Annotated in this window: 21 protein-coding genes and 5 pseudogenes; 8 read left to right on the top strand and 18 right to left on the bottom strand. The window is 62.5% G+C overall.

Features of this window, described 5'->3' with window-relative positions; all coding sequences use genetic code 11:
• Window position 1: 1 nt before the first annotated feature.
• The 5 genes from CFB39_RS38855 to CFB39_RS38835 form a co-directional block, all read right to left on the bottom strand.
• Window positions 2–886, bottom strand: a complete 885-nt coding sequence (locus CFB39_RS38855; protein ID WP_089477010.1) for an ABC transporter permease — start codon at window positions 884–886, stop codon at window positions 2–4.
• A 130-nt stretch (window positions 887–1,016) separates the two neighbouring features.
• Window positions 1,017–2,057 carry an ABC transporter substrate-binding protein gene (locus tag CFB39_RS38850; RefSeq protein WP_089477009.1) on the bottom strand — a complete coding sequence of 347 codons (1,041 nt, stop codon included), beginning with the start codon at window positions 2,055–2,057 and terminating at the stop codon, window positions 1,017–1,019.
• Between the two features lie 146 nt (window positions 2,058–2,203).
• On the bottom strand, window positions 2,204–3,181 hold the full coding sequence (locus tag CFB39_RS38845) for a flavin reductase (RefSeq protein ID WP_089477008.1): 978 nt from the start codon (window positions 3,179–3,181) through the stop codon (window positions 2,204–2,206).
• A 226-nt stretch (window positions 3,182–3,407) separates the two neighbouring features.
• Window positions 3,408–4,094, bottom strand: coding sequence for a GntR family transcriptional regulator (locus tag CFB39_RS38840; RefSeq protein ID WP_179257821.1), 687 nt, complete (start codon window positions 4,092–4,094; stop codon window positions 3,408–3,410).
• Window positions 4,095–4,226: 132 nt separating this feature from the next.
• Window positions 4,227–4,517 carry a DUF1330 domain-containing protein gene (locus tag CFB39_RS38835; protein WP_089477006.1) on the bottom strand — a complete coding sequence of 97 codons (291 nt, stop codon included), beginning with the start codon at window positions 4,515–4,517 and terminating at the stop codon, window positions 4,227–4,229.
• 109 nt (window positions 4,518–4,626) lie between these two features.
• On the opposite strand from CFB39_RS38835, the gene CFB39_RS38830 reads away from it, so the two are divergent.
• The 7 genes from CFB39_RS38830 to CFB39_RS38800 all read left to right on the top strand — a co-directional run bounded on the left by CFB39_RS38830 (window position 4,627) and on the right by CFB39_RS38800 (window position 11,417).
• Window positions 4,627–5,229 (top strand): amino acid synthesis family protein, encoded by a 603-nt coding sequence (locus tag CFB39_RS38830; protein WP_089477005.1) that lies wholly within the window; start codon window positions 4,627–4,629, stop codon window positions 5,227–5,229.
• The gene (locus tag CFB39_RS38825; RefSeq protein WP_089477004.1) at window positions 5,198–6,016 is read left to right on the top strand and encodes an alpha/beta fold hydrolase; all 819 of its coding nucleotides are present in this window, start codon (window positions 5,198–5,200) and stop codon (window positions 6,014–6,016) included. The genes CFB39_RS38830 and CFB39_RS38825 overlap by 32 nt, the downstream gene beginning before the upstream one ends.
• A 1-nt stretch (window position 6,017) precedes the next feature.
• Complete coding sequence (locus CFB39_RS38820; RefSeq protein ID WP_089477003.1) at window positions 6,018–6,953, top strand: flavin reductase; 936 nt, start codon at window positions 6,018–6,020, stop codon at window positions 6,951–6,953.
• Window positions 6,954–6,964: 11 nt separating this feature from the next.
• Window positions 6,965–8,002, top strand: a complete 1,038-nt coding sequence (locus CFB39_RS38815) for an LLM class flavin-dependent oxidoreductase (protein WP_089477002.1) — start codon at window positions 6,965–6,967, stop codon at window positions 8,000–8,002.
• 12 nt (window positions 8,003–8,014) lie between these two features.
• On the top strand, window positions 8,015–9,484 hold the full coding sequence (locus CFB39_RS38810) for an aldehyde dehydrogenase (RefSeq protein WP_089477001.1): 1,470 nt from the start codon (window positions 8,015–8,017) through the stop codon (window positions 9,482–9,484).
• 115 nt (window positions 9,485–9,599) lie between these two features.
• Window positions 9,600–11,012, top strand: a complete 1,413-nt coding sequence (locus CFB39_RS38805; RefSeq protein WP_089477000.1) for a cytosine permease — start codon at window positions 9,600–9,602, stop codon at window positions 11,010–11,012.
• Window positions 11,013–11,027: 15 nt separating this feature from the next.
• On the top strand, window positions 11,028–11,417 hold the full coding sequence (locus CFB39_RS38800; RefSeq protein WP_089476999.1) for a carboxymuconolactone decarboxylase family protein: 390 nt from the start codon (window positions 11,028–11,030) through the stop codon (window positions 11,415–11,417).
• Between the two features lie 67 nt (window positions 11,418–11,484).
• On the opposite strand, the pseudogene CFB39_RS38795 reads toward CFB39_RS38800, so the two are convergent.
• Together CFB39_RS38795 and CFB39_RS38790 are read right to left on the bottom strand one after the other, a co-directional pair.
• Window positions 11,485–11,664: pseudogene (locus CFB39_RS38795) on the bottom strand (transposase); the annotation flags it as partial.
• A gap of 276 nt (window positions 11,665–11,940) precedes the next feature.
• Window positions 11,941–12,830: pseudogene (locus tag CFB39_RS38790) on the bottom strand (IS110 family transposase); the annotation flags it as partial.
• Window positions 12,831–14,140: 1,310 nt separating this feature from the next.
• On the opposite strand from CFB39_RS38790, the pseudogene CFB39_RS38780 reads away from it, so the two are divergent.
• Window positions 14,141–15,328: pseudogene (locus CFB39_RS38780) on the top strand (IS701 family transposase); the annotation flags it as partial.
• Window positions 15,329–15,343: 15 nt separating this feature from the next.
• Here the strand turns inward: CFB39_RS38780 and CFB39_RS38775 are convergent.
• From CFB39_RS38775 to sctJ, 11 genes and pseudogenes are all read right to left on the bottom strand, one after another.
• Window positions 15,344–16,377, bottom strand: a pseudogene (locus CFB39_RS38775) (IS481 family transposase).
• Window positions 16,378–16,402: 25 nt separating this feature from the next.
• Window positions 16,403–17,260, bottom strand: a pseudogene (locus tag CFB39_RS38770) (integrase core domain-containing protein).
• A 33-nt stretch (window positions 17,261–17,293) separates the two neighbouring features.
• Window positions 17,294–17,995: a hypothetical protein gene (locus CFB39_RS38765; RefSeq protein ID WP_089476998.1), complete on the bottom strand. Its 702-nt coding sequence runs from the start codon at window positions 17,993–17,995 to the stop codon at window positions 17,294–17,296.
• 2 nt (window positions 17,996–17,997) lie between these two features.
• Window positions 17,998–19,785: a type III secretion system outer membrane ring subunit SctC gene (sctC, locus tag CFB39_RS38760; RefSeq protein ID WP_089476997.1), complete on the bottom strand. Its 1,788-nt coding sequence runs from the start codon at window positions 19,783–19,785 to the stop codon at window positions 17,998–18,000.
• Window positions 19,786–19,824: 39 nt separating this feature from the next.
• Complete coding sequence (locus CFB39_RS38755) at window positions 19,825–21,288, bottom strand: helix-turn-helix transcriptional regulator (protein WP_089476996.1); 1,464 nt, start codon at window positions 21,286–21,288, stop codon at window positions 19,825–19,827.
• Between the two features lie 147 nt (window positions 21,289–21,435).
• Window positions 21,436–22,251 carry a type III secretion system export apparatus subunit SctT gene (gene sctT, locus CFB39_RS38750; protein ID WP_089476995.1) on the bottom strand — a complete coding sequence of 272 codons (816 nt, stop codon included), beginning with the start codon at window positions 22,249–22,251 and terminating at the stop codon, window positions 21,436–21,438.
• Between the two features lie 6 nt (window positions 22,252–22,257).
• The gene (locus tag CFB39_RS38745; RefSeq protein WP_089476994.1) at window positions 22,258–22,773 is read right to left on the bottom strand and encodes a hypothetical protein; all 516 of its coding nucleotides are present in this window, start codon (window positions 22,771–22,773) and stop codon (window positions 22,258–22,260) included.
• Window positions 22,773–24,119 carry a type III secretion system ATPase SctN gene (sctN, locus tag CFB39_RS38740; protein WP_089476993.1) on the bottom strand — a complete coding sequence of 449 codons (1,347 nt, stop codon included), beginning with the start codon at window positions 24,117–24,119 and terminating at the stop codon, window positions 22,773–22,775. The genes CFB39_RS38745 and sctN overlap by 1 nt, the downstream gene beginning before the upstream one ends.
• Window positions 24,116–24,919, bottom strand: coding sequence for a type III secretion system stator protein SctL (sctL, locus tag CFB39_RS38735; RefSeq protein ID WP_089476992.1), 804 nt, complete (start codon window positions 24,917–24,919; stop codon window positions 24,116–24,118). The genes sctN and sctL overlap by 4 nt, the downstream gene beginning before the upstream one ends.
• Window positions 24,904–25,674 carry a type III secretion protein HrpB4 gene (locus CFB39_RS38730; protein ID WP_089476991.1) on the bottom strand — a complete coding sequence of 257 codons (771 nt, stop codon included), beginning with the start codon at window positions 25,672–25,674 and terminating at the stop codon, window positions 24,904–24,906. The genes sctL and CFB39_RS38730 overlap by 16 nt, the downstream gene beginning before the upstream one ends.
• A 3-nt stretch (window positions 25,675–25,677) precedes the next feature.
• On the bottom strand, window positions 25,678–26,430 hold the full coding sequence (sctJ, locus tag CFB39_RS38725; protein ID WP_089477017.1) for a type III secretion system inner membrane ring lipoprotein SctJ: 753 nt from the start codon (window positions 26,428–26,430) through the stop codon (window positions 25,678–25,680).
• Between the last annotated feature and the right edge of the window lie 70 nt (window positions 26,431–26,500).

Genomic DNA, 26,500 nt, shown 5'->3' with positions numbered 1-26,500 from the left:
GTCAGCGACCTCCCGTGGTTGCGCGTGCACTGCCGGTAAAGCGCAGCTGCAACGCATAGAGCGCGAGCGTCACGGCGAGCAACACGAACGCCGCGGCGCTGGCGAGGCCCCAGTTCAGCAGTTCCTGCACGAGCTGTGCGATGAGTTCGGCCAGCATCATGTACGACGGGCCGCCCAGCAGCGTCGGCGTGACGAAGTAGCCGAGCGCCATCACGAACACCATCAGCGCGCCCGAGGCCACGCCCGGCATCGCGAGCGGCACGAGGATGCGCCAGAACGCCTGCCAGCGGCTCGCGCCGCACACCGCGGCGGCGCGCAGCGTCGACGGGTCGATGCCGCGCAGCGTGGCATGCAGCGGCATCACGAGGAACGGCAGCATGATGTACGTCATGCCGATTGTCACGCCGGTGAGGTTGTTCACGAGCGAAAGTGGCTCGTGAATCACGCCAATCGCCATCAGCGCACGGTTGATCGGCCCGGTCCCCTGCAGCAGCACCATCCACGCGAACGTCCGCGCGAGCAGGTTGGTCCACATCGACAGCAGCAGGATCGCGAACAACACGGAACTGAGTTTGCGCGGTGCGATGGCGAGCAGCCACGCCATCGGAAAGCCTACGATGAGCGTGACGAGCGTCACGACCGTGGCGACGAGAAACGTATTGCCGAACACGCGCACATACATCGTCGAGCCGAGCAGTTGCTCGTAGTTGTGCAGACCGGGCGTCGGCTCGAGCACGCTGCGCAACAGCAGCGACAGCACCGGCAGCAGGAAGAAGATCACGAGCAGCAGCATCGCCGGGATCAGCAGCCGCATGCTGCGCCAGTCGCGCCGCTTGTGCGCGTTCGCCGCGGGCGGATGCGCGATGGTACTCAATACGTTGGGCATGGTGGCTCCTTTGTCGGCCAGGTTGGCGCTTCTGGTCCTGTTACCCCTGGCCCAATGCAGGTTCGTTGCTCAGCCGAGCCGGTTCGGCATCCTGAACGGCGTCCAGTTCCGTACGTCGTTCCGCGCGCGCTTACTTCGACTGCCACGCGTACCAGCGCTTCGCGATCGCGTCGCGATTCTCTGCCCAGTACTTCATGTCGAGGTTGATCTGCGATTCCTTGTACTGGTCGGGCAGCGTCTTGGCGATCGCCGGCGGCATCAGCGCGGCCGACTTCACGTTGATCGGCGCATAGCCCGTATCGGTCGCGAATTTCGCCTGGGACTGCGCGCTCGTCGCGGCGGCAAGGAACTTCATCGCCGCGTCGCGATGCTTCGCGCCCTTCGGAATCACGAGCATGTCGGCGGCGGTCAGGTTCTGGTTCCACGACATCCCGACCGGTACGCCGGTCTGTGCGAGCGCATGCAAGCGGCCGTTCCAGAACATGCCGATCGGCGCTTCGCCCGACGCAAGCAACTGCTGCGACTGCGCGCCGCCGCTCCACCAGACGATGTCGCCCTTGATCGAATCGAGCTTCTTGAGCGCGCGGTCGAGATCGAGCGGATACAGCTTGTTGAGCGCCACGCCGTCGGCGAGCAGCGCGATTTCGAGCACGCCCGGCGCCGACCACTTGTAGAATGTGCGCTTGCCCGGGAAGCGCTTGGTATCGAAAAGGTCCGCCCAGTTTTGCGGCTGCGCGCTCGTATACTTCGCCTTGTTGTAGCCGAGCACAAACGAGTAGTAGAAGCTGCCCACTGCGGACGGCGTCGTGAAGCGCGGGTCGAGCTCGGCCTTCTTCACCACCGAATAGTCGATCGGTTCGATCAGCCCGGCCTTTTCCGCTGCGAACGCGAAGTCGCCTTCCACGTCGACCACGTCCCAACTCACGTTGCCGCTGTCGACCATCGCCTTGAGCTTGCCGTAGTCGGTCGGCCCGTCCATCAGCACGTTGATGCCGCTCGCCTGCGCGAACGGCTGCGCCCAATCCTTCTGTTGCGACGACTGGGTCGTGCCGCCCCAGCTCGTGAACACGATCGGGTCCGCAGCCAGCGCCGGCGCGGCGCAAAGAACGGCCAACGGTGCGATGCATGCCAGACGCGACGCTGCGAAACGCGGGATGCTTCTGCTGCTCATGGTCTCTCTCCGAGGGGAAACGGTTGCGGGCTCGCGGCCACCGGGACGGTAGCCGCTCGAACACGCGTACTCAGGCCGGCAGCACCAGTCGCGCCAGCTTCTTGATCTTGTCTTTCATCACTGTGGCGCACCGCTCCCAGCCGCTGTCAATGCGCGAAGGCCAGCGCCTGTACCGTTCCAGCTTCCGTATCGCCGACATAGATGCCGTACGCGTCCTGTCTGCGTTCGCGCACGTAGCGTTCGAGCATTGAGCGCACGGCGGTGTCGGCGATCTCGTCCCACGGAATCTGCCAGAGCGGCACGATGCGGATGCTGCTGTCGAACCAGGGCGAACCGGTGTGAATCACGCGGCCGCGATAATAGATGTGGACACCCGGCTCGCGCTCGCCGACAGCCTCGAACACCGCAAACAGGAAGTCGAGATGCGCGTTGAGGCCGAGCTTCGCGAGCACGCGGTGCAGGCTCGCCGCGTCGCTCGCCGGTTCGAGCTTGATGCCGACCGGCAACGCCAGGCCCTGCGGCGTATCGACCAGCACCAGCCCGTCGCGATGTTCGAGAATCGCGCCCACATGCGCGCGCCCCGCCGCCGCGGACAACGCATCCTGCGACAGGCTGAAATTCATGTACGCGCCGCGGCAGTAGCCGAGCGGCGACGCGCTCGTCTGCGCGAAGTCGATCACGCGTCCGATCAGAATGATGTGGTCGCCCGCGTCCACGACCTCATGCGTCAGGCAGTCGAAGCTCGCCGCGGCATCGTGGATCATCGGGGCGCCCGTCTTGCACGTGCCCCACGGCACTTGCGCGAATTTGTCCTGCGCCTTCGATGCAAAGACGCCCGAGATGTCGGTCTGGTTCTCCACGAGCACGCTCACGGCAAAACGTTGCGTGGCGGAGAACACCGCATGGCTCGACGCCGTCTTCGCGATACACACGAGGATCAGCGGTGGGTCAAGTGATACCGACGTGAACGAATTTGCGGTGAAGCCGCGCGGCGAACCATCGGACTGGAGCGTCGTGACGACCGTCACGCCCGTGACGAATGCGCCGAGTGCGCCGAGTGCGCGGCGGAATTCGAGCGTGTCGAATGCCTGTTGCGCGGTTTGTCCGGTCATCGACTCAGCCATGGAGTGCTCCCGTGATCACTGCGTTATTCGATGATATTATGGTATTCCATCTTATGGCCCACAACAATACGCCAATAATCATGGAAAACCATGATGCGACGACAGACAGGCCGTGCATTCGATTTTGTCCGGTCAATCGACAGACAAAACAAAAGGCCGCCGGCTTTTCGTGCCGGCGGCCTTTCATGTCGAACCGCGCGCTTTAAAACCCGCGCTCGGGATTCCGTCAACTGTCGGCGACTGCCTCGTCCTGCTGCGCAAGCGCCGACAGCGCCAGCTCGGAAACCCGCTTGATATGCGCGGCTGATGCTGCCGAAGCCGCGTCGCCGTCGCGCCGCTCGATCGCGTCGAGCAGTCGGTTCATCTCGATGTTGGAGTCGTCGCCGCGCCCCGGCATCGCGATGGTCAATGCGCGTAACCGGTTGATGCGCGCGTTGAGCGTCTTGACGACCGTCAGCGACACCTGCTTTCCCGCTGCTTCGAACAGCGTTTCGTAGAAGCGCTCGGTGTACTCGAGTACGCGCGGCAAATCCTGCTTCGCGAACGCATCTTCGATAACGGCGCGGACCTCGCGCAGTTGCCGCACGACCTCGGGTGTCGCGCCCTCGGCGCACGCGCGCGCGGCATTGGCTTCAAGCAGGCCGCGCAGTTCATAGATCTCGCCCACCTGCGCCGGATCGAGCCGCGCCACCACGGGCCCTTGCCGCGACACGGTCTCGACCAGCCCTTCGGTCTCCAGATGTCGCAGCACCTCGCGCACCACCGTGCGGCTTACGCCGAGCTCGTCGCACAGCGTGCGCTCGACGAGCCGGGCGCCCGGCCGGAAATATCCCTGCACGATTGCACCGCGCAGTTTGTCGAGCGTCAGTTCGCGCAGGGTCTTGGCATTGCGGTCGATTTTGAGGTCTTGCATGGGCGGTACTCTGGAAACGGGTATTGGCCTGCCGCCGGCCATGAGCCAGGCGCAAGCATGGAATGCCATATTATGACCCAACTGTCAGGGCTTTCCATCCCGCGCGCCGCGAGCGCGCCGTCAGCCACGCGATCAGCCCTCCAGCCCCTCGACGATCGCGATCTGCGCTCGGCAATGCCCGTCCCGCTTCGATTTCGCCGCCTGGTATTCGAGCGAGTGATAGCACGCGAGCGCCGTCTGCATATCGGGAAAGCGGATCACGACGTGGCGTTCGAACGCCTCCCCCTCCAGCACCTGCGACGTGCCGCCGCGCGCGAGGAATACGGCGCCGAACTTCTTGAACGCCTGCGGTGCGATATCCGTGTAGTCCTTGTATTTCGCTGCATCGAGCACAGTCACGTGGGCAATCCAGTACGCAGTCATTTTCCATCTCCGTTTTCCGGAATTTTCCGACAAGGGTTAACACTCATGGCATGCCGTAACATGGTATACCACAATGAACTCCACAATCAACGCACGAAAGGAAGGTGCCATGAGCCTGATTCGGAAATCCGTCCTCCATGTCGAGACGCTCTACGTGGATGGCGACAAGGTCGCTGCCAAACCGCTGAAGATGATCGGCGCGGTCGCCGTGATCAAGAACCCGTGGGCAGGCCGCGGGTATGTCGAGGACCTGTCGCCGGAGATTCGCTCGCTCGCGCCGCAACTCAGCGAACACCTGACGAAGATGATCCTCGACGAAGCCGGTTCGGGCGACGCCGTCGAAGCGTTCGGCAAGAGTGCGATCGTCGGCCTCGACGGTGAAATCGAGCACGCGTCCGCGCTGATCCACACACTGCACTTCGGCAACACCTATCGCACGGCCGTCGGCGCGAAGTCGTACCTCGCGTTCAACAACACGCGCGGCCCGGCCAATGCGCCGCTCCTGATCCCGATGATGGACAAGAACGACGAAGGCCGCCGTTCGCACTACCTGACGCTCCAGTTCTCGATTCCCGACGCACCGGCCGCCGACGAACTGGTCATCACCATCGGCGCCGCCACCGCCGGCCGTCCGCATCACCGCATCGGCGACCGCTACAAAGATCTCGCAGAGCTCGGAAATGACGTCAAGAACCCTGCCGCTGTCAAATAACCGCACCGCCCATTATCTCGATCAGGGTGCCGGCGAACCGCTGGTCCTGATTCATGGCGTGGGCATGCAGGCAAACGCGTGGTATCCGCAAATCGAAGACTTGTCGCGCGATTTTCGTGTGATGTCAGTTGACATGCCGGGCCACGGCACGAGCGATTCGCTCGATACCGACGCCGACCTGCAGCAGTTCGTGCAGTGGGCGATCGAGTTCATCGAGGCGCTTCAGGTCGGCCCGGTCAACCTGGCCGGCCACTCGATGGGCTCGTTGATTGCCGCCGGCGTCGCCGTGACCCGGCCGGATCTCGTCAAGCGCGTGGCGGTGCTCAATGGCGTGTACCGCCGCACCGAGCAGGCGCGCGAAGCCGTCCTGCAACGCGCCGCCGAACTGCGCTCGGGGACGATCGACGTCGAAACGCCGCTGCGGCGCTGGTTCAACGCCGAGGAAGCGCAGCAGGCCGCCGCGCAGAAGGTCGAATCGTGGCTGCAGTCCGTCGACCTCGCCGGCTACGCCACCGCGTACACCGCATTCGCGAAAGGCGATGAGGTGTATGCCGACGGCTGGCACCGGATTGCCTGCCCTGCCCTCGTGCTCACAGGGTCGGACGACCCGAATTCGACACCGGAGATGGCCAGGCAGATGGCGCAGGCCGCGCATGACGGCAAGGCCGTCGTGATCGAGAACGAGCGCCACATGGTGAACCTGACCGCGCCCGAGGAAGTCAATCGCGCCCTGCGTGCCTGGTTGCAGACCGAGCCGCAGGCGGAAACCCTGACATCGGAAGTGTGACATGAGCCAAGCAACCAGCCAGGAAGCCCCGGCGATCAACACCCGGGAACTGCGCGATGCGTTCGGCGCGTTCATGACCGGCGTGACGATCGTCACCACCGCCCGCGACGACGGCCGGCCGCTCGGCTTCACGGCGAACTCGTTCTCGTCCGTGTCGCTGGACCCCGCACTGCTGCTCGTGAGCATCGCGAAGACGTCGAGCAATTTCCAGACGTTTTCCACCACGGGCCACTTCGCGATCAACATTCTCGCGGAAGGGCAAAAGGACCTGTCCAACACGTTCGCGCGGCCCAGCGACGATCGCTTCGCGAAGGTCGGCTGGCAGCTGAGCGTACATCGCAACCCGCTGATCGACGACGTCAGCGCGTGGTTCGACTGCACGACGCACGCGGTGATCGACGCGGGCGATCACGCGCTCATCATCGGCAAGGTCGAGGCATTCCATTCCGCCGGCTACGCGGGGCTCGGCTATTACCGCGGCGGCTATTTCACGCCCGCGAAGCTGTCGGCCGAAGTGATCGCCGGCCCGAAGGTCATCGTGAGCGCGCTCATCACGCGCGACGACAAGGTCCTCATGGTTCGGACCGTCGACCGCAAGTGGGCGCTGCCCACGAAGGAGATCGGCAACGAAGGCGCCGACAAGGCGCTCGCCGAACTCTTCAGGCAATACCAGCCGGACGCTTCGGCAAGCTTCATTTATTCGGTCTACAACAATACCGAAACGCACTACCAGTACATCTCGTTCCTGTGCAGCGCACCGGACGAAGCGGCGGTCGCTGGCGAATTCGTGAGCCTCGACGACATCGAGGCCGACGCATTCCAGGACAGCGCCCTCGCCAGCATGCTCGAACGCTATCGCAAGGAGAGCCAGTTGAAGAGCTACGGCCTCTACTTCGGCGACCACAGCACCGGCACCGTCCGCCCGCTTCTTTCCTGAAAGGTCACATCATGCGTTTTTCGCTTTTCGTACACATGGAGCGCGTCTCCGACCAGACCAGCCAAAAGCAGCTGTATGACGAAATGGTCGAGCTGTGCCAGATCGCCGATCGCGGCGGCATGCACGCCGTCTGGACCGGCGAGCACCACGGCATGGACTTCACGATCGCGCCGAACCCGTTCATCAACCTCGCCGACCTCGCGAACAAGACGAAGCGCGTGCGGCTCGGCACGGGCACGGTCGTCGCGCCGTTCTGGCATCCGATCAAGCTCGCTGGCGAAGCCGCGATGACCGACATCATCTCCGGCGGCCGTCTGGAACTCGGCATCGCGCGAGGCGCATACTCGTTCGAATACGAGCGCCTGATGCCCGGCCTCGACGCGTGGGGCGCGGGACAGCGCATGCGCGAACTCATTCCGGCGGTGAAGAAGCTGTGGGAAGGCGACTACGCGCACGAAGGCGAGTTCTGGCAGTTCCCGTCGACGACGTCGTCGCCGCTGCCGCTGCAGCGACCGCATCCGCCGATCTGGGTGGCCGCGCGCGACCCGAACAGCCACGAGTTCGCGGTGGCGAACGGCTGCAACGTGCAGGTTACGCCGCTGCACTTCGGCGACGAGGAAGTCGAGAAGCTGGTCGGCCACTTCAACGCCGCGTGCGAGAAATTTCCCAATGTGCCGCGCCCGCAGATCATGCTGCTGCGTCACACCTACGTGGCGAGCAGCGAGGACGACGCGCAAGTGGCCGCCGACGAAGTGAACGTGTTCTACAACTACTTCGGCGCGTGGTTCAAGAACGAGCGTCCGATCAGCCGCGGGATGATCAAGCCGCTGAGCCACGAGGAAATCGCCGCACACCCGTTCTACACGCCGGAAGCGATGCGCAAGAACAACGTGATCGGCACGCCCGCCGAGGTCATCGAGCGCCTGAAGGCTTACGAGGCGCTCGGCTTCGACGAGTACTCGTTGTGGATCGATACCGGCATGAGCTTCGCGCGCAAGAAGGCGTCACTCGAACGGATGATCCGCGACGTGATGCCTGCGTTCCAGTGAGGTCCTGACGCCATGAATGGTCACTTTCAGCTGTATATCGACGGGCAGTTCGAGCCCGGTGCCGCGACCTTCGGTAGCATCAATCCGGCGACCGGCGCCGTGTGGGCACAGATGCCCGAAGCGCGGACCGACGAGGTCAACCGTGCGGTGACAGCGGCCGGCCGCGCGTTGACCGATCCGGCCTGGGCGGGGTTGTCGGCATCCGCGCGCGGCAAGCTGCTGTACAAGCTGGCCGAGCTCGTCGAACGGGCCGCGCCGCGGCTCGCTGAAATTGAAACGAACGATACCGGCAAGATCATCCGGGAAACGTCGAGCCAGATCGCGTATGTCGCCGAGTATTACCGCTATTACGCCGGCATCGCCGACAAGCTCGAAGGCAGCAGCATCCCCGTCGACAAGCCCGACATGCAGGTGTGGCTCGAGCGGCAGCCCGTCGGCGTGGTCGCCGCGATCGTGCCCTGGAACAGCCAGCTGTTCCTGTCCGCGGTCAAGGTCGGCCCGGCCCTCGCCGCCGGCTGCACGGTGGTGCTGAAGGCGTCCGAGGAAGCGCCGGGGCCGTTGCTCGAGTTCGCACGCCTCGTGCACGAGGCAGGGTTCCCTCCGGGCGTCGTCAACATCATTACCGGCTTCGGCCCGGAATGCGGTGCGGTGCTGAGCAGCCACCCGGGCGTCGACAAGGTCGCGTTCACCGGTGGACCCGAGACCGCGCGCCACATCGTGCGGAACACAGCCAACAACCTCGCGAAGGTGTCGCTGGAACTCGGCGGCAAGTCGCCGTTCATCGTGTTCGCCGATACCGATATCCAGAGCGCGGTGAATGCGCAGGTCGCCGCGATCTTCGCGGCGAGCGGCCAGAGCTGCGTGGCGGGTTCGCGTCTGCTGATCGAGTCCTCGGTCAAGGAGCGGTTCCTTACGTTGCTGGTCGAGCGCGTGTCGCACATTCGCGTGGGATCGCCCAACGAGATGCAAACCGAGTACGGGCCGCTGTGTACCGAGCGCCAGCTTCGCAACATCGAGGCGGTCGTCGCGAACTCCGTGCGACAAGGCGCGAAAGTGCTCGCGGGTGCGAAGCAACTGGAGCGCGACGGGTATTACTACGCACCGACGATCCTGGACTGCACCGGTGTCGAGCAAGCCGACAGCATCACGACGGAACTGTTCGGCCCGGTGTTGTCGGTCGACACATTCGACTCCGAGCAGGAAGCGATCGACAAGGCCAACAGCACGGTCTACGGCCTCGCCGCCGGCATTTTCACGACGAATCTCACGCGCGCTCACCGGGTGTCGAAGCGCGTGCGCTCGGGCATCGTGTGGATCAACACCTATCGGGCGGTGTCGCCGCTCGTGCCGTTCGGTGGCTTCGGCCTGTCCGGGCACGGCCGTGAAGGCGGCCTGAGCGCGGCGCTCGAATACACGACGACGAAGTCCGTGTGGCTGCGCACGTCGGACGAGCCGATCAGCGACCCGTTCGTGATGCGTTGAGCGGGCCGGCATTCGCCTGCAGTACCGACTCGAAGCCGTACAGATCCTGCCGTGCCATGTCGCGTCGAACCGCGCGCATGGCGCGGCACGGTCCGGCAATAAAGATGGAGACAGAATGAAGCAAGCGGAAAACGATAACGGTGTTCTGGCGATCGAGAGCAACTCGATCGAGTACGTTGCCCCGGAGGCGCGGCACGGCAAGCCGACCGACCTCTTCACCCTGTGGTTCTGCACGAACGTCGCGCCGCTGGCCGTAATCTCGGGCGCCACGTCGGTGCTGGTGTTTCACCTCGACCTGGTGAGCGCGATTCTCGCGATCGCGGCCGGGCAATTCTTCGGCGCGATCTTTCACGCGCTCACTTCCGCGCAAGGGCCGCTGGTCGGCGTGCCGCAGATGATCCAGAGCCGCGCGCAGTTCGGCCGGTACGGGTCGCTCCTGGTGGTGGGATTCACCACGCTGATCTACCTCGGCTTCTTCGTGTCGAACATCATTCTCGCGGGCAAGACGCTTCATACGGCCGTGCCCGCAGTGCCGGTGCACGTCGCGACGGTCATCGGCGCGGTGCTCGCGACGCTGGTCGGCGTGATCGGCTGCCACTTCATTCACCGCTTCAACAAGGTGGGCGCGTGGTTCATGGGCAGCGCGCTCGTGATCGGCATCGCGCTGATGGCGCCGAGCCTCGACGCACACATCCTCGCGCAGGGTCATTTCGATCTCGCGAACTGGTTCGCGATGTTCGGGCTGTGCGCGGTGTGGCAGATCAGCTTCGCGCCCTATACGTCCGACTATTCGCGCTATCTGCCGATTTCCGCCGGATTCGGGAAAACCTTTGCGTACACGTACTTCGGCACGTCGCTGGGCACGATCTTCGCGTTCCTGTTCGGCGTACTCGCCGTCAGCACCGGGCATTCGACCGACGCGATGCAGGCGATCCGCGACCAGACCGGCGCGTTCGGCTACGTCCTGATCTTCCTGTTCCTCGTCAACATCATCGGCCACAACGGGATGAACCTGTATGGCGCGGTGCTGTCGTTCATCACCGCCGCGCAGACCTTCCGCCCGCACTGGGTGCCGGGCCGCAACGTGCGCGTCGGCGTGTCGGCGGCGCTGCTGGTCGCGTCGACCGTGACCGCGCTGTGGGCGTCGAGCAACTTCATCTCGATCTTCCTCAACGCGATCTTCGCGCTGCGCATCGTGCTGGCGCCGTGGATCGCGATCAACCTGATCGACTTCTATCTGGTCAACCACCGTCACTACCGCGTCGCTGAAATCATCAGCAGCAATGGCGGCGTGTACGGAGCATTCAACGTCAAGGCGCTGGCGATCTACGTGTTCGGCATTGCCGTCCAGGTGCCGTTCATGGACGAGAGCTTCTTCCACGGCCCGTGGGCAGCGATTCTCGGTGGCGCAGACGTGTCGTGGATGGTGGGCCTCGTTGTCACCGCTCTGGTTTACTACCTGTTTGCGTCGAAGGACGGTTCGCGTTCGCGCGGCCGGTGTCCGGCCGCCGCCGAGGTTTTGGAATAACAGAGGAATTCAATCATGAACGACGACGATGCGCTGTTTCAGAAGGGATTGCCGATCCGCCGGGAAGTGCTCGGTCCCGAATACGTCGATGCATCGATGGAAAAGGCCGACGCCTTCATGATGGCGTTTCAGCGCGCCACCACTGCATGGGCGTGGGGCTGGGCATGGAGCGACGAAACGCTCGACCGGAAGACGCGCAGCCTGCTCAACCTCGCGATGCTGACCGCCGGCGGCCATACGAACGAACTCAAGCTGCACGTCAAGGGTGCACTCAACAACGGCGCGAGCGTTGATGAAATCAAGGCGACGCTTCTGCACGCGACCGCTTATTCGGGCATCCCACACGGGCTCAACGCGTTCAAGGCTGCGCATGAAGTGCTGGTGGCGGAAGGCGCGTTGAAGTAAAGGAAGTACCGGATCCGGGCACCGCGGCCAACCGGCGCAGCGGAAGCTGTGCTCGGGCACGCACCACCCGTGTCGCAGCGTTCCAGATCTCCGTGAGCGCTGACTTGGCCTTGCTCTGCTGCGACTTCGGCAAGGCATTGAGCAGGTTGCCGATCTCGTGAAACCAGCAGCGCTGGTGTCGCGTCTGCGGGAACACTTCCTCGAGCGCCGCCCAAAGGCCCATCGCGCCGACACCGACGGCTGATATGACTCCCGTGGTCAATCTGGTTCAGGTTTCGGTTTTTTCAAGATGTCGTTCGAATTTCCTGAGGGCGGCGCAGCAGTACGTCTCGACGGTGGATCACGCTGATATCCGCGGGTTGGATCCCGCATTACAGAGGTCCGCCCGATGAGCCTGCCGCTATCTAGCGTCGCAAGTCGAATCGGATTCGGTGCGTAGCCATATCGCGGGTTACTCGTGCGCCGGGCTACGCCGCCTTCAGGAAACTCTTTGCTTGATGGTTAAAAACTTTCGGTCTGCCGCTCAAGCCACATGCGTGCGCGGCTCCAAGACAAGTGACGTGGCGAGCTGGCTAATGTCCCAGATAAACCCACTCAGTTCACGAGCGACCGCAACCACGGCGATGTTCGTCTGCTTGCCGCGTGCCACGAGCGTTCGATAGCGTCGGCATAAGCGCACCAGCTCATTCCACGTCCGATCCACAATAGGTTTCGGAATTCCTTCGTGACGGCGCTGAATCTCGGGACTGACGCGCGCCGGATGCTGATAGCTCCATGCCGATTCGACGAGAACTTTCCTGGCATAACTGTTGCCATTCTCGGTGATACTGCCCTGACGACGATTCTCGCCGGGCGAGTGCTCGTTCGGCGTTACCCCCAGCCAAGCCATCAACTGGCGTGGATGAGTGAAGCGTGACAGATCGCCTAATTCGGCGAGCATGCCGTCTGCCTTGGTGAATTGCATCCCGCGCATGGTTTGCAGGCCTAGTACTGCCGGGTAAAAGCGCCAAGCAACCACTGCTTCGCGCAGCGCGGCCTCCAATCGATGGCATTGCGCAAGACAATCCTTGATCGTGCGCCGATGCTCCTCGAATGCCAGTTGCTGCCACGCGCTGTCAAACGCAAACGTGCTCAGCACAGCGTCGGTCTGCTGCCCCAGTCGGCTCGACCGGTATTACTCACCCCGTGCGAAAGCAGAAATACCTTCAGCCGCTGCCGCGCACGCTTCAGATCATCCTTGGCGCTCACCCATGCTCGAGCCAGATCGCGGAACGCTTCGTCTTTGATGGTGGGGACATAGACCGCTGACAAGTTGCCGGCACGGAGTGAGCACACGAGTCTGATCGCGTCGCGTCGATCGGTCTTGCCCCGCTCCCGTGGCTTCCTGGGAATCAGGGACGACGCACACACTATGCCGAATTTCTCTACTTTTAAACCGGACAATTTATTGGGTCAGGGTCAATTCTGGTGGGAACCTGATTGCTGCCTATGGTCCTTCATGAACAGCCACCTCATGCTGAGCGCCATTTGCGGAACCCAGCGGGAGAAGCGCTTCAGGCATCATCCCTTCCCCAGCCAAAGCTTCTCCGGAAAGCCGAAATGGCGCCGCCACCATGACTGCCGCGGCCCGCAGACCCATATGGATTCTCGTTAGCAGGAAGGTTACACCAGTCGCGCACGGCTTGCTGGGCATAGGTCGAACTGGTCGAATTCAGCACTTTCTGAAGGCTATTGTCGCCTGCCCAATTCGCGAAATGCCTTAGCCGTGACATCAGTGCGTTTCTTGTGCTGCTAGGCATCCCTGTCTGCTGGCTAAGTTGCCCAAACTGCCGTATCAGATCATCATTGGTTCCGCTGAATGGATGCCCCGGGGGTACCTGCACGGCGGAAGCAGAAGCCGCCGCTGGAGGGTTGACATCGCGGGCTTGAGAGGCGCCTTGATAGCTTTGAAGCCCGCCCAGTTGAGGTGGCACGTATGGTTCTCTTCGTTCCGTTACCGTTCGTGGCGCTGGCATGTGGTCTTGATAACCGGGTGGGGTATAGGCCTCTTGCTGGTAGGAATAGTGATTCGAATATGAATTCGGCAAAGAAGGACGATCTGACATTGGTCGTTTTGGGGGTGAATGAGTAAGCCCGTAGATTTACACAACGCCTGGGCCGCGTGCCATGCTGTAAGCGAACAACTAACTCCGATCGCGAATCAGTCACAGGCTGAGTTTCGGTCCGCGATCCGGTTCCGGTCCGTCCGGATCGGCGTTGGTGCATGGAGGTGAGGCTGTGCGCAATGCGCCCCTTGCTCCCCGGACTATGCACCATGAACATTACAGCGGACGGAGTTCGGGCGCGCGGTGGCCAGCATGCGGTTGAGCATCACTAGGCCGATGGCCGCTTCGGTCTGCTGGGCATCGGGGTCGCGAGCCCGCAAACGCGGGCCGATTAGCGCCTTGTAGCGACCCGTCATCGTTTCGACCCGCGCCCGCCGGCCATAGCCAGTCGCCTTTTGCAGTAACTTAGCGATAAATGGCGGTGTTGTTTCAGCGCTATGTGGCGCCGATGATCAGCGTGCTGTACGCTTCAAAATGTAGTGCTCTAATGACGCTGGTCACTGTTTTAGGCGAGATCAGTTTGGCCTTCCCCCGTTCGCCCGGACAGGTTCACTAGTCTTACCGTGTCAGTAAACTCATGCCAGTATAGAAACTCCTTCATCCACGGCGTGAGGAATGATGGACTGGGAGACGTCATTCGAGTTGTATCTGGGACATTTGTGCGAAGCGCTTGGGCATAACGATCGCGAATCAGGATTGAGGGGCTATTGCCAAGGGCTGATGCTGCCAATTCGGCGCAAGAGCGTCGAGCCGCTGGCGGCACATCTGGAACCTGAGCATGTCAGCGCGCAACACCAGTCGCTGCATCATTTCGTGGCGAAGTCGGAATGGTCCGATACGGCGCTGCCCGAGCAGGTGCGGCGCTGGGTGTTGACGCACATGGACCCGACTGACGGGTTGTACTGGATCATTGACGACACGGGATTTCCCAAGAAGGGCAAGCATTCGGTCGGCGTGGCGCGGCAATACTGCGGTCAGTTGGGCAAGCAGGACAACTGCCAGGTTGCGGTGAGTCTGTCGGTGGCGACGGAAGACGCGAGCCTACCGGTGTCGTATCGCCTGTATCTGCCGCGTGAATGGAGCGACGATCCCGCGCGACGACAGAAGGCCGGCGTGCCCGAGGAAATTGAATTTGCAACCAAACCGGAGATTGCAACCGGGCAGTTGCGCGAAGCACGGCAAAGCGGCACGCCCGACGGTATCGTGTTGGCCGATGCGGGCTATGGAGACGACACCTCGTTTCGTGAGGCCGTCATCGAGTTCGGGCTGCAGTATGCGGTGGGAATTCGCTCGAACACGCGCGTATGGGCGCCGGGCACCGCTCCTCTACCGCCCGAGCCCTCCACGGGGAAATCGGGCCGGCCGCGTAGCTTGTTAAGACGAGCGCCGGGACATGAGCCGATCGGAGTCAAAGATCTGGCCTCGACGCTCGATGCCTCGCGCTATCGCAACGTGATATGGCGCGAAGACACGTGTGCCGCGCTTAGTTCGCGCTTTGCCGCCGTGCGTGTGCGTGCTTCACACTGCGATTACTGGCGGTCAACACTGCGCGATGAGGAATGGCTGCTAATCAAATGGCCTGAAGGTGACGCGGAGCCATTCAAATATTGGCTTTCGACTATGCCCCCGGACGCGACGCTCGAACGTATGGTGCATGTCGCCAAGATGCGCCGGCGTATCGAGCGGGACTATCAGGATCTCAAGCAGGAATTCGGCTTGGGACACTTCGAAGGGCGCGGCTAGCGTGGATTCCATCACCATGCATCGTTGTGTATTGCTGCCTATGGGTTTCTTGTTACTGTGCGATTCACGGACATCGTTTCACTTCTTGGTGCGCCTTTTTCGTTCCGTGGTGGAGCTCGAGGCTCCGTTAGGTGACGCGAGCTCCACCACGCACCGGTGATGTTCTGCGAGGGTCTTGTCGACGCGCCATTCACGGTGGCGAATTCGTTCTTTCGTTTCGTCGTAGGCACTTTCCACCTCCTCCGCGAGAGGCGTAATTTCGCTTAACTCCGCTATACGATCGATCGGCGTCTTGCCACCAAGTGAGCCGTGCGGGCGCCGCCAGTTATAGTCGAACTGCCACTCCTCAATTCGTTGGTCGATCGCATCCCTGGTCGGTGGATGATCCGACCAGAATTCGTTGAGGTCGGTGAGCTGTGAACGCTCGACCTTGCCGTTGAGGTGTGGCGAACGGGGCGGAATCGGTCGGAATTTGATGCACTCGCTCGTCAAGCGCCGCTGCACTGACTCGGCGAAGAACTCACCGCCTCGGTCGGTCTGGATACGCTGAATCGGGAACGGCATCTCCTCAATGACGCGATCAAGAAAAAGCAGCGTATTTCGGGCATTTCTGCATGGGTAGATCGCCAGTACCCGGAATCGCGAACAGTCGTCGATCGCCGTGTACTGGTACGCACATCGAGCGATTTTCATCGTGTCCATCTGGACGCGGTCTCCAGGCACCGGCCGGCTATAGCGTTTCGGCTACGTCGGTCGCCTGGATCGAACCAACGGTTTTACACCCGCCTCGCTCAAGATCTTGTGAATGGTCGCGAGGGATAGCTCTCGTTGCTCGTGCAGTCGCAGTTCATTCTGGATCCGCCGTGCGCCTTTGCGCTCAGCGCGTAATCGGAGCACCGTCGCCCGATCAGCCTCGGAGACCTTCCGGTTTGGGCTGCGCAGTGGGCGACGGCTTTGAGACTGGAGACCTGCTTCGCCAGCTTCCTGATAGCGACGTAGCCATTCGCGAATGCCGGCCGAGATATGCCGCACCGTGCGCACACGAGGTCGGCATTGCCGGTCTCGTGATACATGCGCACCCAACGTAATCGCGCGGCGATCTCTCGGTCCATCGGTTCATTCTAGTTGAAACGATGTCTACGAATCACACAACTGATCCGCCAGGCTCGAATGGGGCCGTTTCCGGTTGTACAACTCGATGTATTCGCCGATGGAACGCCGAGCATGGCTGACCGACTCGTACGCTTTCAAGTAGACTTCCTCGTACTTGACGCTGCGCCACACCCGCTCGACGAACACGTTATCGCGCCAGCTTCCCTTGCCGTCCATCGACATCCGGATGCCCCGGCCCAGCACGACCCGGTGAACGCGCCTGCCGTGAACTGGCTGTCCTGATCGGGGTTCACGATGTCCGGCAGCCCGTAACGGGCGAACGCTTCTTCCAGTGCTTCGCCTGCGTGCACGGCTTCCAGCGTGATGGCGACCAACTTCATGGCCTTCCCGGCGCAACAGGCGCGCCAGCATCCGTGCCCCGGCAAACGGAAACTCCATGTGCAGTTCGTCGATTCGGCGCATCAGCAACTGATCGGCCTCGCTGACCGGCTGCGGTCGGTAATATGCGCTCGATCTCGCGATGCCAACCAGCCGCGTCTGTTGCGATACCGGCAGCGTATGCCTACGGTCGATCATCGCTTTGCGCTCAGCAATCCCGACTTGGTGAGCGCGCCGCTTAAAAAAATCATTCTCCAGCGTCAATTGGCCGATCTTCGCGTGCAGCGTCTTCACATCCACCGGCGGCTCGCTCGACGGCGTGCCTGCCGCACCAAACACGTCTGCCGCGCGGTCCTGGAACTGCCGCTTCCATTCCGTGATCTGGTTCGGATGCACATCGAACTGCTGCGCCAGTTCGGCCAGCGTCCGTTCGCCCTTGACCGCTGCCAGTGCTATCCTCCCTTTGAACGCCGCTGAGTGCGTCCGTCGGGTTCTTTTCGTCATTCCCTCGGTTCCTTTGCCAGCATTATCGCTGGCTCAGGCCCCGGACAAAGCACTTATCCGACTGTCCGAGTTTGCGCGGCCATCTATCGTCACGCCCGCATCCGATCCCAGGTTGTTTTCGGCCAGATTTGTCATTTCGTGCGCATCGACCGACGCGAGCGCATTCAGTATCGGTATGGCTCTTTCAGGATTCTTGCCAAGAAAATTCTGATGTAACTGCACCGATCTGAGGTCAAGCCTCTCTTGCAGCATAGCCACCAGATCCGCGGTTTCGGTCTGTATCATTCTCGACGAATCTCGCACTTTAACGACGGCACCCGCATTTTTCATTCCGGGGTATGCGCTGGCGTCAAGGTCCCTCAAGTCCGGATAAATCCGCCCCAAATGCCGCAACCCGCTTCGATCATGTCCCCGGACAGCGGTCGTAAAACCAATCGTCAGCGCGCGAATCGTCGTGGAAACCTCCCGCAACGCTTGACGGTCCTTCAGGGGCGTCAGCCCGGCCACCAGTCCAAACAACTCGGGCGGCAAGGATTCCAGCATGCTCCGCTGTGCCGCAGGCGGGCCCGAAGTCCGGCTCGTTGCTTCGATCTCTTCATGCCGGACGTGCTCGACGCTCCCGGCAGACGGTTGCTCTCCGGACGGCTTCAGCCCCATGACGACTCCCGCGAAAAAATTTTCGTGCTCGAAACCAAACCGATCGCACATGGCGCGCGCTCGCAGAGCATTCGCCATAGTCAGAAATGCAGGATTCGCGGTGTCAGCAGGAACACGCGTTCCATGTGCTTGTGCGACCGGTTTGTATCGCGGAATAACGCGCCGACCAGCGGAATCTTCGACAGCCACGGTACGCGCGCGACGCGGTTCGAATCGTTGTCGGTGCTGTAGCCTGCGATCAGCAGGCTTTCCCCGTCACCGACGAACGCCTGCGTATTGATCTCGCTGCTCGTGATCACCGGCAACGTATCGACCTTGTCGCCCGTGATCTGGCCATCCTCGATGTGCACGTCGAGTTTGATTCGCGTCACGCCGTCATCCTGAACGACCATCGGCAGCACCCGTAACGACACGCCGGTCGACACCGCGTACAGATCGCCCGCCGTATAACCCTGGACACGCACGAAAAAGCGGGTCTTGTTGTCCATCACCGCCTCGACGTTGTCGAGCGTCGCGACCTTCGGGCTCGCGTCGATGCGCGCTTCCGACGTCGATTCCATCGCGGTGATCCGCGCCAGCAGATAACGTCCCGCATTGCCGAGTACCGCCGTGATCGCGCCGCCTACCGGCGTGGTGGCAACGGCGGTGGTGCCGTCGGACAGCGTCGTGACGCCGAATTTCGGGTTGATGTTGCCGTTGTACCCGTTCTGCTGCAATGTCCCGCTGCCCGTCTGAAGGTCGATATGACTGTTGTGTGCTCGCCAGTCGACGCCGATCTGTCTCAACAGGTCGTCGTTGATTTCGATGATGTGCGCTTCGATTTCGATCAGATTGGGCCTTGCATCGAGTTTCTCGATCAGTGGCGCATACAGCCCGATCCGCTGCGGCGTGTCACGGATCAGCACCGAGTTGGTCGTCGGATCGGCTTCCACCACGGGCAGACTGTCGTCGCCCCGCCCCGAATCGGCCATCGAACCGTCAGAACGGGTGGATTGCGTATCGATCACCGCCCCGTTCTTTCCGCTGCCTGACGAAGGCCCGCTTCCGAGCAACCCGCTCACAAGACTGTGTGAAGCGTCGCTACGCTCCATGCCCGGCGGCAGTGGCGGTCGCAGTGGCGATCCACCATCGGTGCCGCCGTTCACATCGGACAACCCCGACAGTCGTTGCAGACCGCCAATCGCTGCTTTCGAACCGGCGCCGGCCGTGCCGGATTGCTTCGGATGATAAAGATTCGACACGACCGTCGCCACGCCAGGCACGACGATAGGTTTGCCGTCGATCTGAACCTTGTGATCTGCGGCCCACGCGCTGCGAAGCTTGAATGCGCGCACGACCGTTCCGTTCGCGCGCTGCATGGTCTCGTCGAGATGCTTCGCCACGCTGCTCACCATCTGCACAAACTGCGGCGGCCCGCTGACGATCAGCGTGCGCGCCCCGTTGTCGTAGGTGATCGGAAATCGCTTGTCGTCGAGACCCACGCTTCGCAAGGTCGAGTTGAGATCGCCGATCGACGCGTTGTCGAGGCGGACGATCTGCCGCGTCACGTCGTTCGCGTTGCTGATCGACATCACGCTGCCGTCGTAGAACCACACGAATCCGAACGTTGCGGCGAGCGTGTCTAGGATGCGTTGCGGCGGCATGTCGAAGCGCCCGGTTACCGTTCCCTGGACGTTGTCGGCAATCGACACCGTCACACCCTGACTGGCAAGCAGGTCGCGCAGCACATCCTTCAGGTCCTTTCCTTCCGCCGTCACGTGCGCGACGCCGTTGCGCCAGCGCACCGCATCAGCATGCGCGGCCCCCGAGGCCGCCAGCCCGATCACCCCCGCGGCCCACGCCGCGCAAAACATCATCGTTGGTCTCATCGCAGTCACACACTCGTCACGGAAAGAAGAATCGGTTCGTTATCGTCCGAGCGTGTGAGACGGCGCTTCGTCAAACTGCTTTCGATAACCGTTAATGAGCGTCGAACGGCTCTGCACGCCCCAGCGAATCGCCGTGGCGAGCACCCCGCCGTCGGATGCCACCCCGTCCACGAGTTCAGAGCGGATGCGCTCCATGCGCTGGCGGCGGATCACCTCGCTCGGCGACATGTTCAGAAACTTCCTGAACGCACTCTGCAACGCACGCTCCGTCACGCCGACCGCCACCGCGATGTCACGCACGGAAAGATCGGCATGTTCGAGGTTCTCGAGCAGGAAGCTGTACGCTCGACGGTACCGGGCAGGCAGCCGCGCACCGATGTCGTCGAGCTGAGACGTTTCGCGGATCTTGCGTTCAAGAAACGGAACCCGCACCGACAACGCTTCACGCAGGCACTCCATCGATGTCAAGGCATAGCGACTGTAGAGTTGCTGCGCGTCCTGCATGCGCCCCTGTGCCTGGCGGGTCTTCGCTGCGCAATACAGGTACTCGATCTGTCGATGCCCGGCAAGGCCAGCTTGGCCGGTGCCGTACAGGGGCTCGAGGATCAGGTCTGCCGCTTGTGTCGCATTGCATGCGAGCATCGCGAGCGCGATCTCTAGCCGCAGCGTCCTCTGGTAGTCGTGGAGGTTCTGATCACGCGCCCAGTTCACGTGTTTCAGCAACTGCTCGCCCGCATTTCGTTCCGATCCGGTCGATTCGCGCAGTTGACCGAGATAGTCGATACGGGCTCGCAACACGGGCACCTGCACACACGCAACATCTGCTGCGCTCTCTTCGGATTGAAGATAATCGTGCAGCGACATGCGCGCCAGGCGGCCATGTTTCGAACCGGACTGCCAGTAGACGTGATCCTGCAACGCCGCGGACGAGCGCAGCGAACACTGCATCGCGATGTCTAGCTTCAGCGTCACGATGAGCTCCCGCCAGTACGGCATGGTCGGCTCCTGCGTGTGTTCGACAAGTGCGCGCAATTCGTCCAGTTCAGTCAGCGCCTCGGTTACGCGGCCCAGTTCGTAGAGCACACAGACGATGCCGACGCGAACTTCGACGAGGCGGTTCGTCGTGATGCTGTCCTCGTCCGCAGCACGGCCAAAGCACGCGAGCGCAGTGCTGAACCGATAGTGGATAAACGCCTGCCATGCGGTGTTGCGGCACGATTCCGCCCGCATTGCCTGACGCGACGCGCTGCTCATACGCTGTGCAGTTCGATAGACCTCCTCGGCCTCCACGTCGCCGCCGGTCAACAGCTGCATATCGGCATGCAGTTGAAGGCCGCTGGATCCGGCGGCCGGCGCGTCGACGTCATCCGCCCATCGACTCGCGAGTTGCCGTGCAATGCCGATATCGCCGGCGAAAATCAGGGTTCCGAAGCGCTCGCGATCCGAACTGAAACCCGGTGTCCCAAGATACGCGGCGAGCGGAAAATAAAGTGTCGAGAACATGTCTGATCCCCAGTTCATGCAGGCGTTAAAGCACTGCAATGCAGATCAGCATAACGCAATGAAATATTAAGAACCTCAACTAATCTTCTTTTTTAATGTTTATTGAGAAATATTGAGCGTGAATTCTCCGCAGCGAAAATGACGCGATCATTTCGTATGACCCTGGAAAACACGATGCCACTGCGCTCCAAGCGAATGCAGCGCCAATTGGCCCTGCACCTGATCGACGAACAGCCCGATGAACATCGCGAGCATGGCAATCGCAACGGCGGCCTTCACCGGCTGGCTCAACGTCGAGATATCGAGCTTCGACGCGGATTTCGATATGAAGCCGAATGCGATGTCGATCAGCACGAGGATGAACAGCAACGGCGCGGCGAGCTTGGCGATCGACTGCATCAACGTATCGGTCTGCTGGAGGACGAACGACTCCACGACATCGCCGAAGATCGGCATACTCTGCGACACCGGCCACCAGTTGTATGATTCGTAGAGCGTCCCGAGCAGGAACGTCATCCCGCCGAGTGCCCAGAAAGCCATGATCGCGACCTGTTGCAGCAGCGTGCCGACCGGCGTGCTTTGTACCTGACTGACCGGATTGGTGATCTGGATGTTGTTGTGTCCGGTCAGATCGTCGATGTAGACACCCACGCTTTCGGCAACCCAGAATACCGTCGACGCCGCATAACCCAGCACGAGGCCGATCGCGGCCTCGCGCAACATCACTTCGATCAGGAACACACCATGCAGCGACTCGCTGAACGAGTTCGGCTGACCCACCGCGACATAGGCGCTGAACACGATCGCCAGCGCATTGCGCACCAGCCCCTGGATGACACCGTCCGCGGTTGGCGGGAACACGAACATCAACACGTACAGCCTGAGCGCGCAGACCCCCGTGACGGTCAGATAGCCGATAAAGAGGCCATGCAGGGTAACCAGCGGTTCGAGCGTCTGCATCATCGGGGGTCATCCTTGCAGCGCGCGACGCCGGATGAACCGGGAGGTCGCCATTTCTTCGTTCTCTTCATCCTGCTCATCCTCACGCGCAAGATCCAGCGCCCGGCGGATCGCCGCGATCCGCTCATTGCATCGCTCGATCTTCTGCATGGCGGTCGCGATCTGTCGTTGAAGCGTCGAGATCGCACTTTCCGCGCGCTCGAGTTCGCCGTCGAGCTTTTCCAGTTCCGCCACCATCCCGCGTTTGCGGTCGCTCACGACGCCGATATATCGCACGCACTGATTGAACGACTCAATCGAGAACCCGTCGCTGTCGCTCGTCATGCGATCGATACGCGCTTGCTGGCCGGCGATGATCCGGTCTTCGCCATCGATCTGTTCGAGCTTCACCGCACGGCGTTCCAGCAACGCGCTTCTTTCGCCAAGTCGCGTAGCGAGGTCGCCGCGCCATCCGTCGATCTCTCGGGTACGGCGGGCATTCGCATGAGCGAGAGCGGCAATCCGACGCTGGCTGACAGCCGCCATCAGGCGCCGACCAACGCATAAAGCTGCGCTTCCGTATCGGACGGCTCGACGATTTCGTCGGTATGCTGCGACAGGAATGCCTTGATCGCGTCGTGCCGCGCGATCGCCTCGTCAGCCAGTTCATTCGCACCCGGTTTGTATTCGCCCATCTGCAACAGCATCTCGATTTCACGGTACTTCGCCATCAGGGTGCGCACCCGCGCGGCTGCATCGACATACGATGCGGGCATCACCTGCGACATCACGCGCGACAGGCTGCCGAGCACGTCGACGGCTGGATACTGGTTGCGGGCCGCGATCTCGCGCGAAAGGATCATGTGCCCGTCGAGAATCCCGCGCACTTCTTCCGCGATCGGATCGCTGCTGCTTTCGTCCTCGGCGAGTACCGTGTAAAGCGCCGTGATCGAGCCGGTCGCCCCCATGCCGGCGCGCTCCAGCAGGCGCGGCAGCTCGGCGAAGATCGATGGCGGGAAGCCGCGCCGGGCAGGCGGTTCGCCCGCTGCCAGACCGATCTCGCGCCCGGCGCGCGCGAAACGCGTCAGCGAATCCATCATCAGCAGCACGCGCAGGCCACGGTCGCGAAAGTACTCGGCGATCGCGGTTGCCACGTAGGCGGCCTTCGCGCGTTCCATCGACGAGCGATCGGATGTCGCACACACGACCACCGAGCGCGCCATGCCGGCGGGCCCGAGAATCAGTTCGACGAACTCCCGCACTTCCCGGCCACGCTCGCCGATCAGCGCGATCACGTTGACATCGCAATCGGCGCCCCGCGCGAACATGCCGAGCAGCGTGCTTTTACCGACGCCCGCCGGCGCGAAGATACCCATCCGCTGCCCTTCCGCGAGCGTCATCATCGCGTCCACCACACGCACCCCGGTGGCGACAGGCGTATCGATCAGCCGCCGGCTCATCGGTTCCGGCGGGGAGGCGAACACCGGCTGCCACTCGTCGGATTCGATCGGCGGGCCGCCATCGACGGGACCGCCGAAACTGTCGATGACGCGACCGAGCAGCATGTCGCCGACCTTGACCGAGAGCGATCGCCCGAGCCCGATCACCTGGGTCGAGCGCGAAATGTCCGTCAATCTCGAGAATGGCGACAGCAGTGCGAAATCGCGCGCGAACCCGATCACCTCCGCATGCTGCAGCAAAAGGCCGCCCGGCGTGCGCAGCTCGCACAGTTCGCCGAGCGATACATCGAGGCCACCGACCTTGACGAGCGTGCCGATCACTTCGATCACCTTGCCGGTGCGCGACACGCCTGGCTGCAAGAGGATCTCGCGCTCGATCTCGTCCGTCAGTCGCTCGAACCTCAGCGTCTGGTCAAACCATTCTCTCTTCATTGCGATACCTCGGCGGGCTGCACGCCATCGGGCTCGACGTCATCCGCGCCCGTCCACGCGCGTGCGTCGCCTGCATCGACCTGATCCTGATAGATCGAACGCTTCAACGCGCGGGAAACCGCCCGGCGCATCGCCTGCAATTGCGTTTTCAGGCTCGCGTCGACCGAACCGAAATCGGTTTCGCAAATGCACGCGCCCGGCGCAAGCTGCTTGTCGGCGATGATCGACACGGGAATCGGCCGGCCGAGATCGCGCCATTTCGCCGCCAGCTGATCGAATGCGGCGCGCGCCGATTCGTAATCCTGCGGATTGACCGAGACGCGAAGATACGTGGAGTTTTCGATGATCCGGTCGACGGTCGACAACGCGCGCGAGAATAGCGCCTCGCGATCCACGCTCTGAACGATGCTTTCGACCGCCGACGCGATGATGTCCGCCAGTCGCTCGCGCATGCGAATCTGCAGACGATTCTGCGCATCGGTTGCATCGGCGAGACGCTCCACCCACTCCGCGAGCGCGCGGTTCGAGCCTTCGCGATAACCACGCTTCGCGGCTGTCTCGTAGCTGTCGTGGGCCGTTTCCAGCAACAACCCCGCCTGTTCCTCGGCCGCCGCGATGATCTCCGCGGCCTCGGACCGCGCCTGCGCAAGCACGCGTGCCCGATCGTCGTCGAGTTGCCTGTAGGCGTCGGTGATCGACAAAAGATGCCCTAACGTCTCGCGCCGGACCACGTCCCCGTGCAAGCCCAATTGCACGTCCTCGCCAGCTGCGAGCCGGCTGTTGTTCAGCCAAATAACCATGCCCACTCCTGAAGCAAATCCGGCAGGCGGCGAAACATGCCAGTCGTGCCCGCCTCATCGTGTTGCGTCGGCAATGCATTGAGCCATGCCGGAAGCGCCAGATGCCGGGGCAGTGCCAGTCGGGCCAATGGAAACGGCAACGCGCCAGTCACTTTCAGGTCGCGAAGTATCAGCAACATGCCCTCGACCGCCAGCTTGTCCGCGTCGACGGCCGCCAACGGCGGCATCGACGCCGCCGCGAGCCGCGCGATATCGTTCGCGCTGTCCGGATTCGCGCCGCTCATCAGTCTGTCCAGATCGAGTCCGGTCCACTCGGCGAGCCGCCGCTGCGCACGCCGGTCGATCAACCGCCTGACCTCGCCGCGGCGCAGCAGCAACGCGCGCATTCGGCAGATCTGCATGGCCAGCCGCGCCGGCACGACATCCAGCAGCGACGCATTCGGTTGCGCCGCGAAGACCGGCCCGGCACGCATGAATCCCCCTTGCGACAACGTGGCGATCGCTGGCGGCGCCACGCCCAGCACGCGGACCAGTGCCCGGGAGCAGCGGACGGCAATGTCCGGCGACGCGCATGCCAGCATGTCGCGCCAGTTCGGCAACGATTGCTCCGGCACGTCGAGCGACGCCGCCACCCACGACGGGTGCACCCAGTCCGCGACCTGATCCACGTTGCTCCGGTAACAATCGAGCGCGGCCGCGACGCGCACGGCCGGCGCACCTGAGTCGAACTTCGCCGGGGGCGCGAGTCCAGCCACCGCCTACGATTCCTTCCGGGCCGGCCGCAGGCGCGCGGCGAACGTGTCGAACCAGCCCGGCAGCATCGGCACACGGCGTTTCAGGCCAAAATAGTAGGCCGCGAATCCGGCGCCCACGACCAGCACGACAAGGCCGGCGAAGAGCATCGCGATCGACCACGGGGTCGACGCGGGCGCGGCGAGCCGCGACAGTTCTAGCGGGTCGGCAGCAACGGTCGTGACGCTCACATGGTCGTAACTCAGCCCTTCGACGCTATGCATGACGAGCGTCTTGATCTGCGGGATCAGCGTGTTGATGTCCGTGTCCGGACGATACTTGATGAACACGGCGGCCGACGACGGCTTGATCTCCTGCGCGAGCGGATCGTTATTCGGCAGCACGATTTGAACGCGCGCGACCAGCACGCCGTCGATCTTCGACAAGGTCGACGACAACTCCTGCGATACACCGTAGACGAATCTGACGCGCTCCTCGGTCGGTGTCGATACAAGGCCGTCCTTCTTGAACAAATCACCCAGATCGTCGAACTTGCTGCGCGGCAATCCGTGCGCACGCAGCACCTGCATCGCGCGCACCAGCTGGCGGTCTTCGACGTCGAGCGTCCAGCTCTTGCCGCCATCCGAACTGTCCTTGCTCGCCTCGACACCCTGCTCGAGCAGCGCAACCAGCATTTCGTTGGCATCCTGCTCAGTAAGATTGCCGTATACCTCTTTCTTGCATCCTGCCAGCACGACTGCGCAAAGCGTCACGATCATCAGACTCGAAACTAGCCGGCCCGACTTCACGGAGGCATAGGCGGCCTTGCTTGCACGGTCGATCGCGACG

The organism is Burkholderia sp. AU6039 (assembly GCF_002223365.1).
GTDB lineage: Bacteria > Pseudomonadota > Gammaproteobacteria > Burkholderiales > Burkholderiaceae > Burkholderia.
The sequence above is the reverse complement of the archived record's forward strand: the minus strand, read 5'-3'. Positions and strand labels throughout refer to the sequence as shown.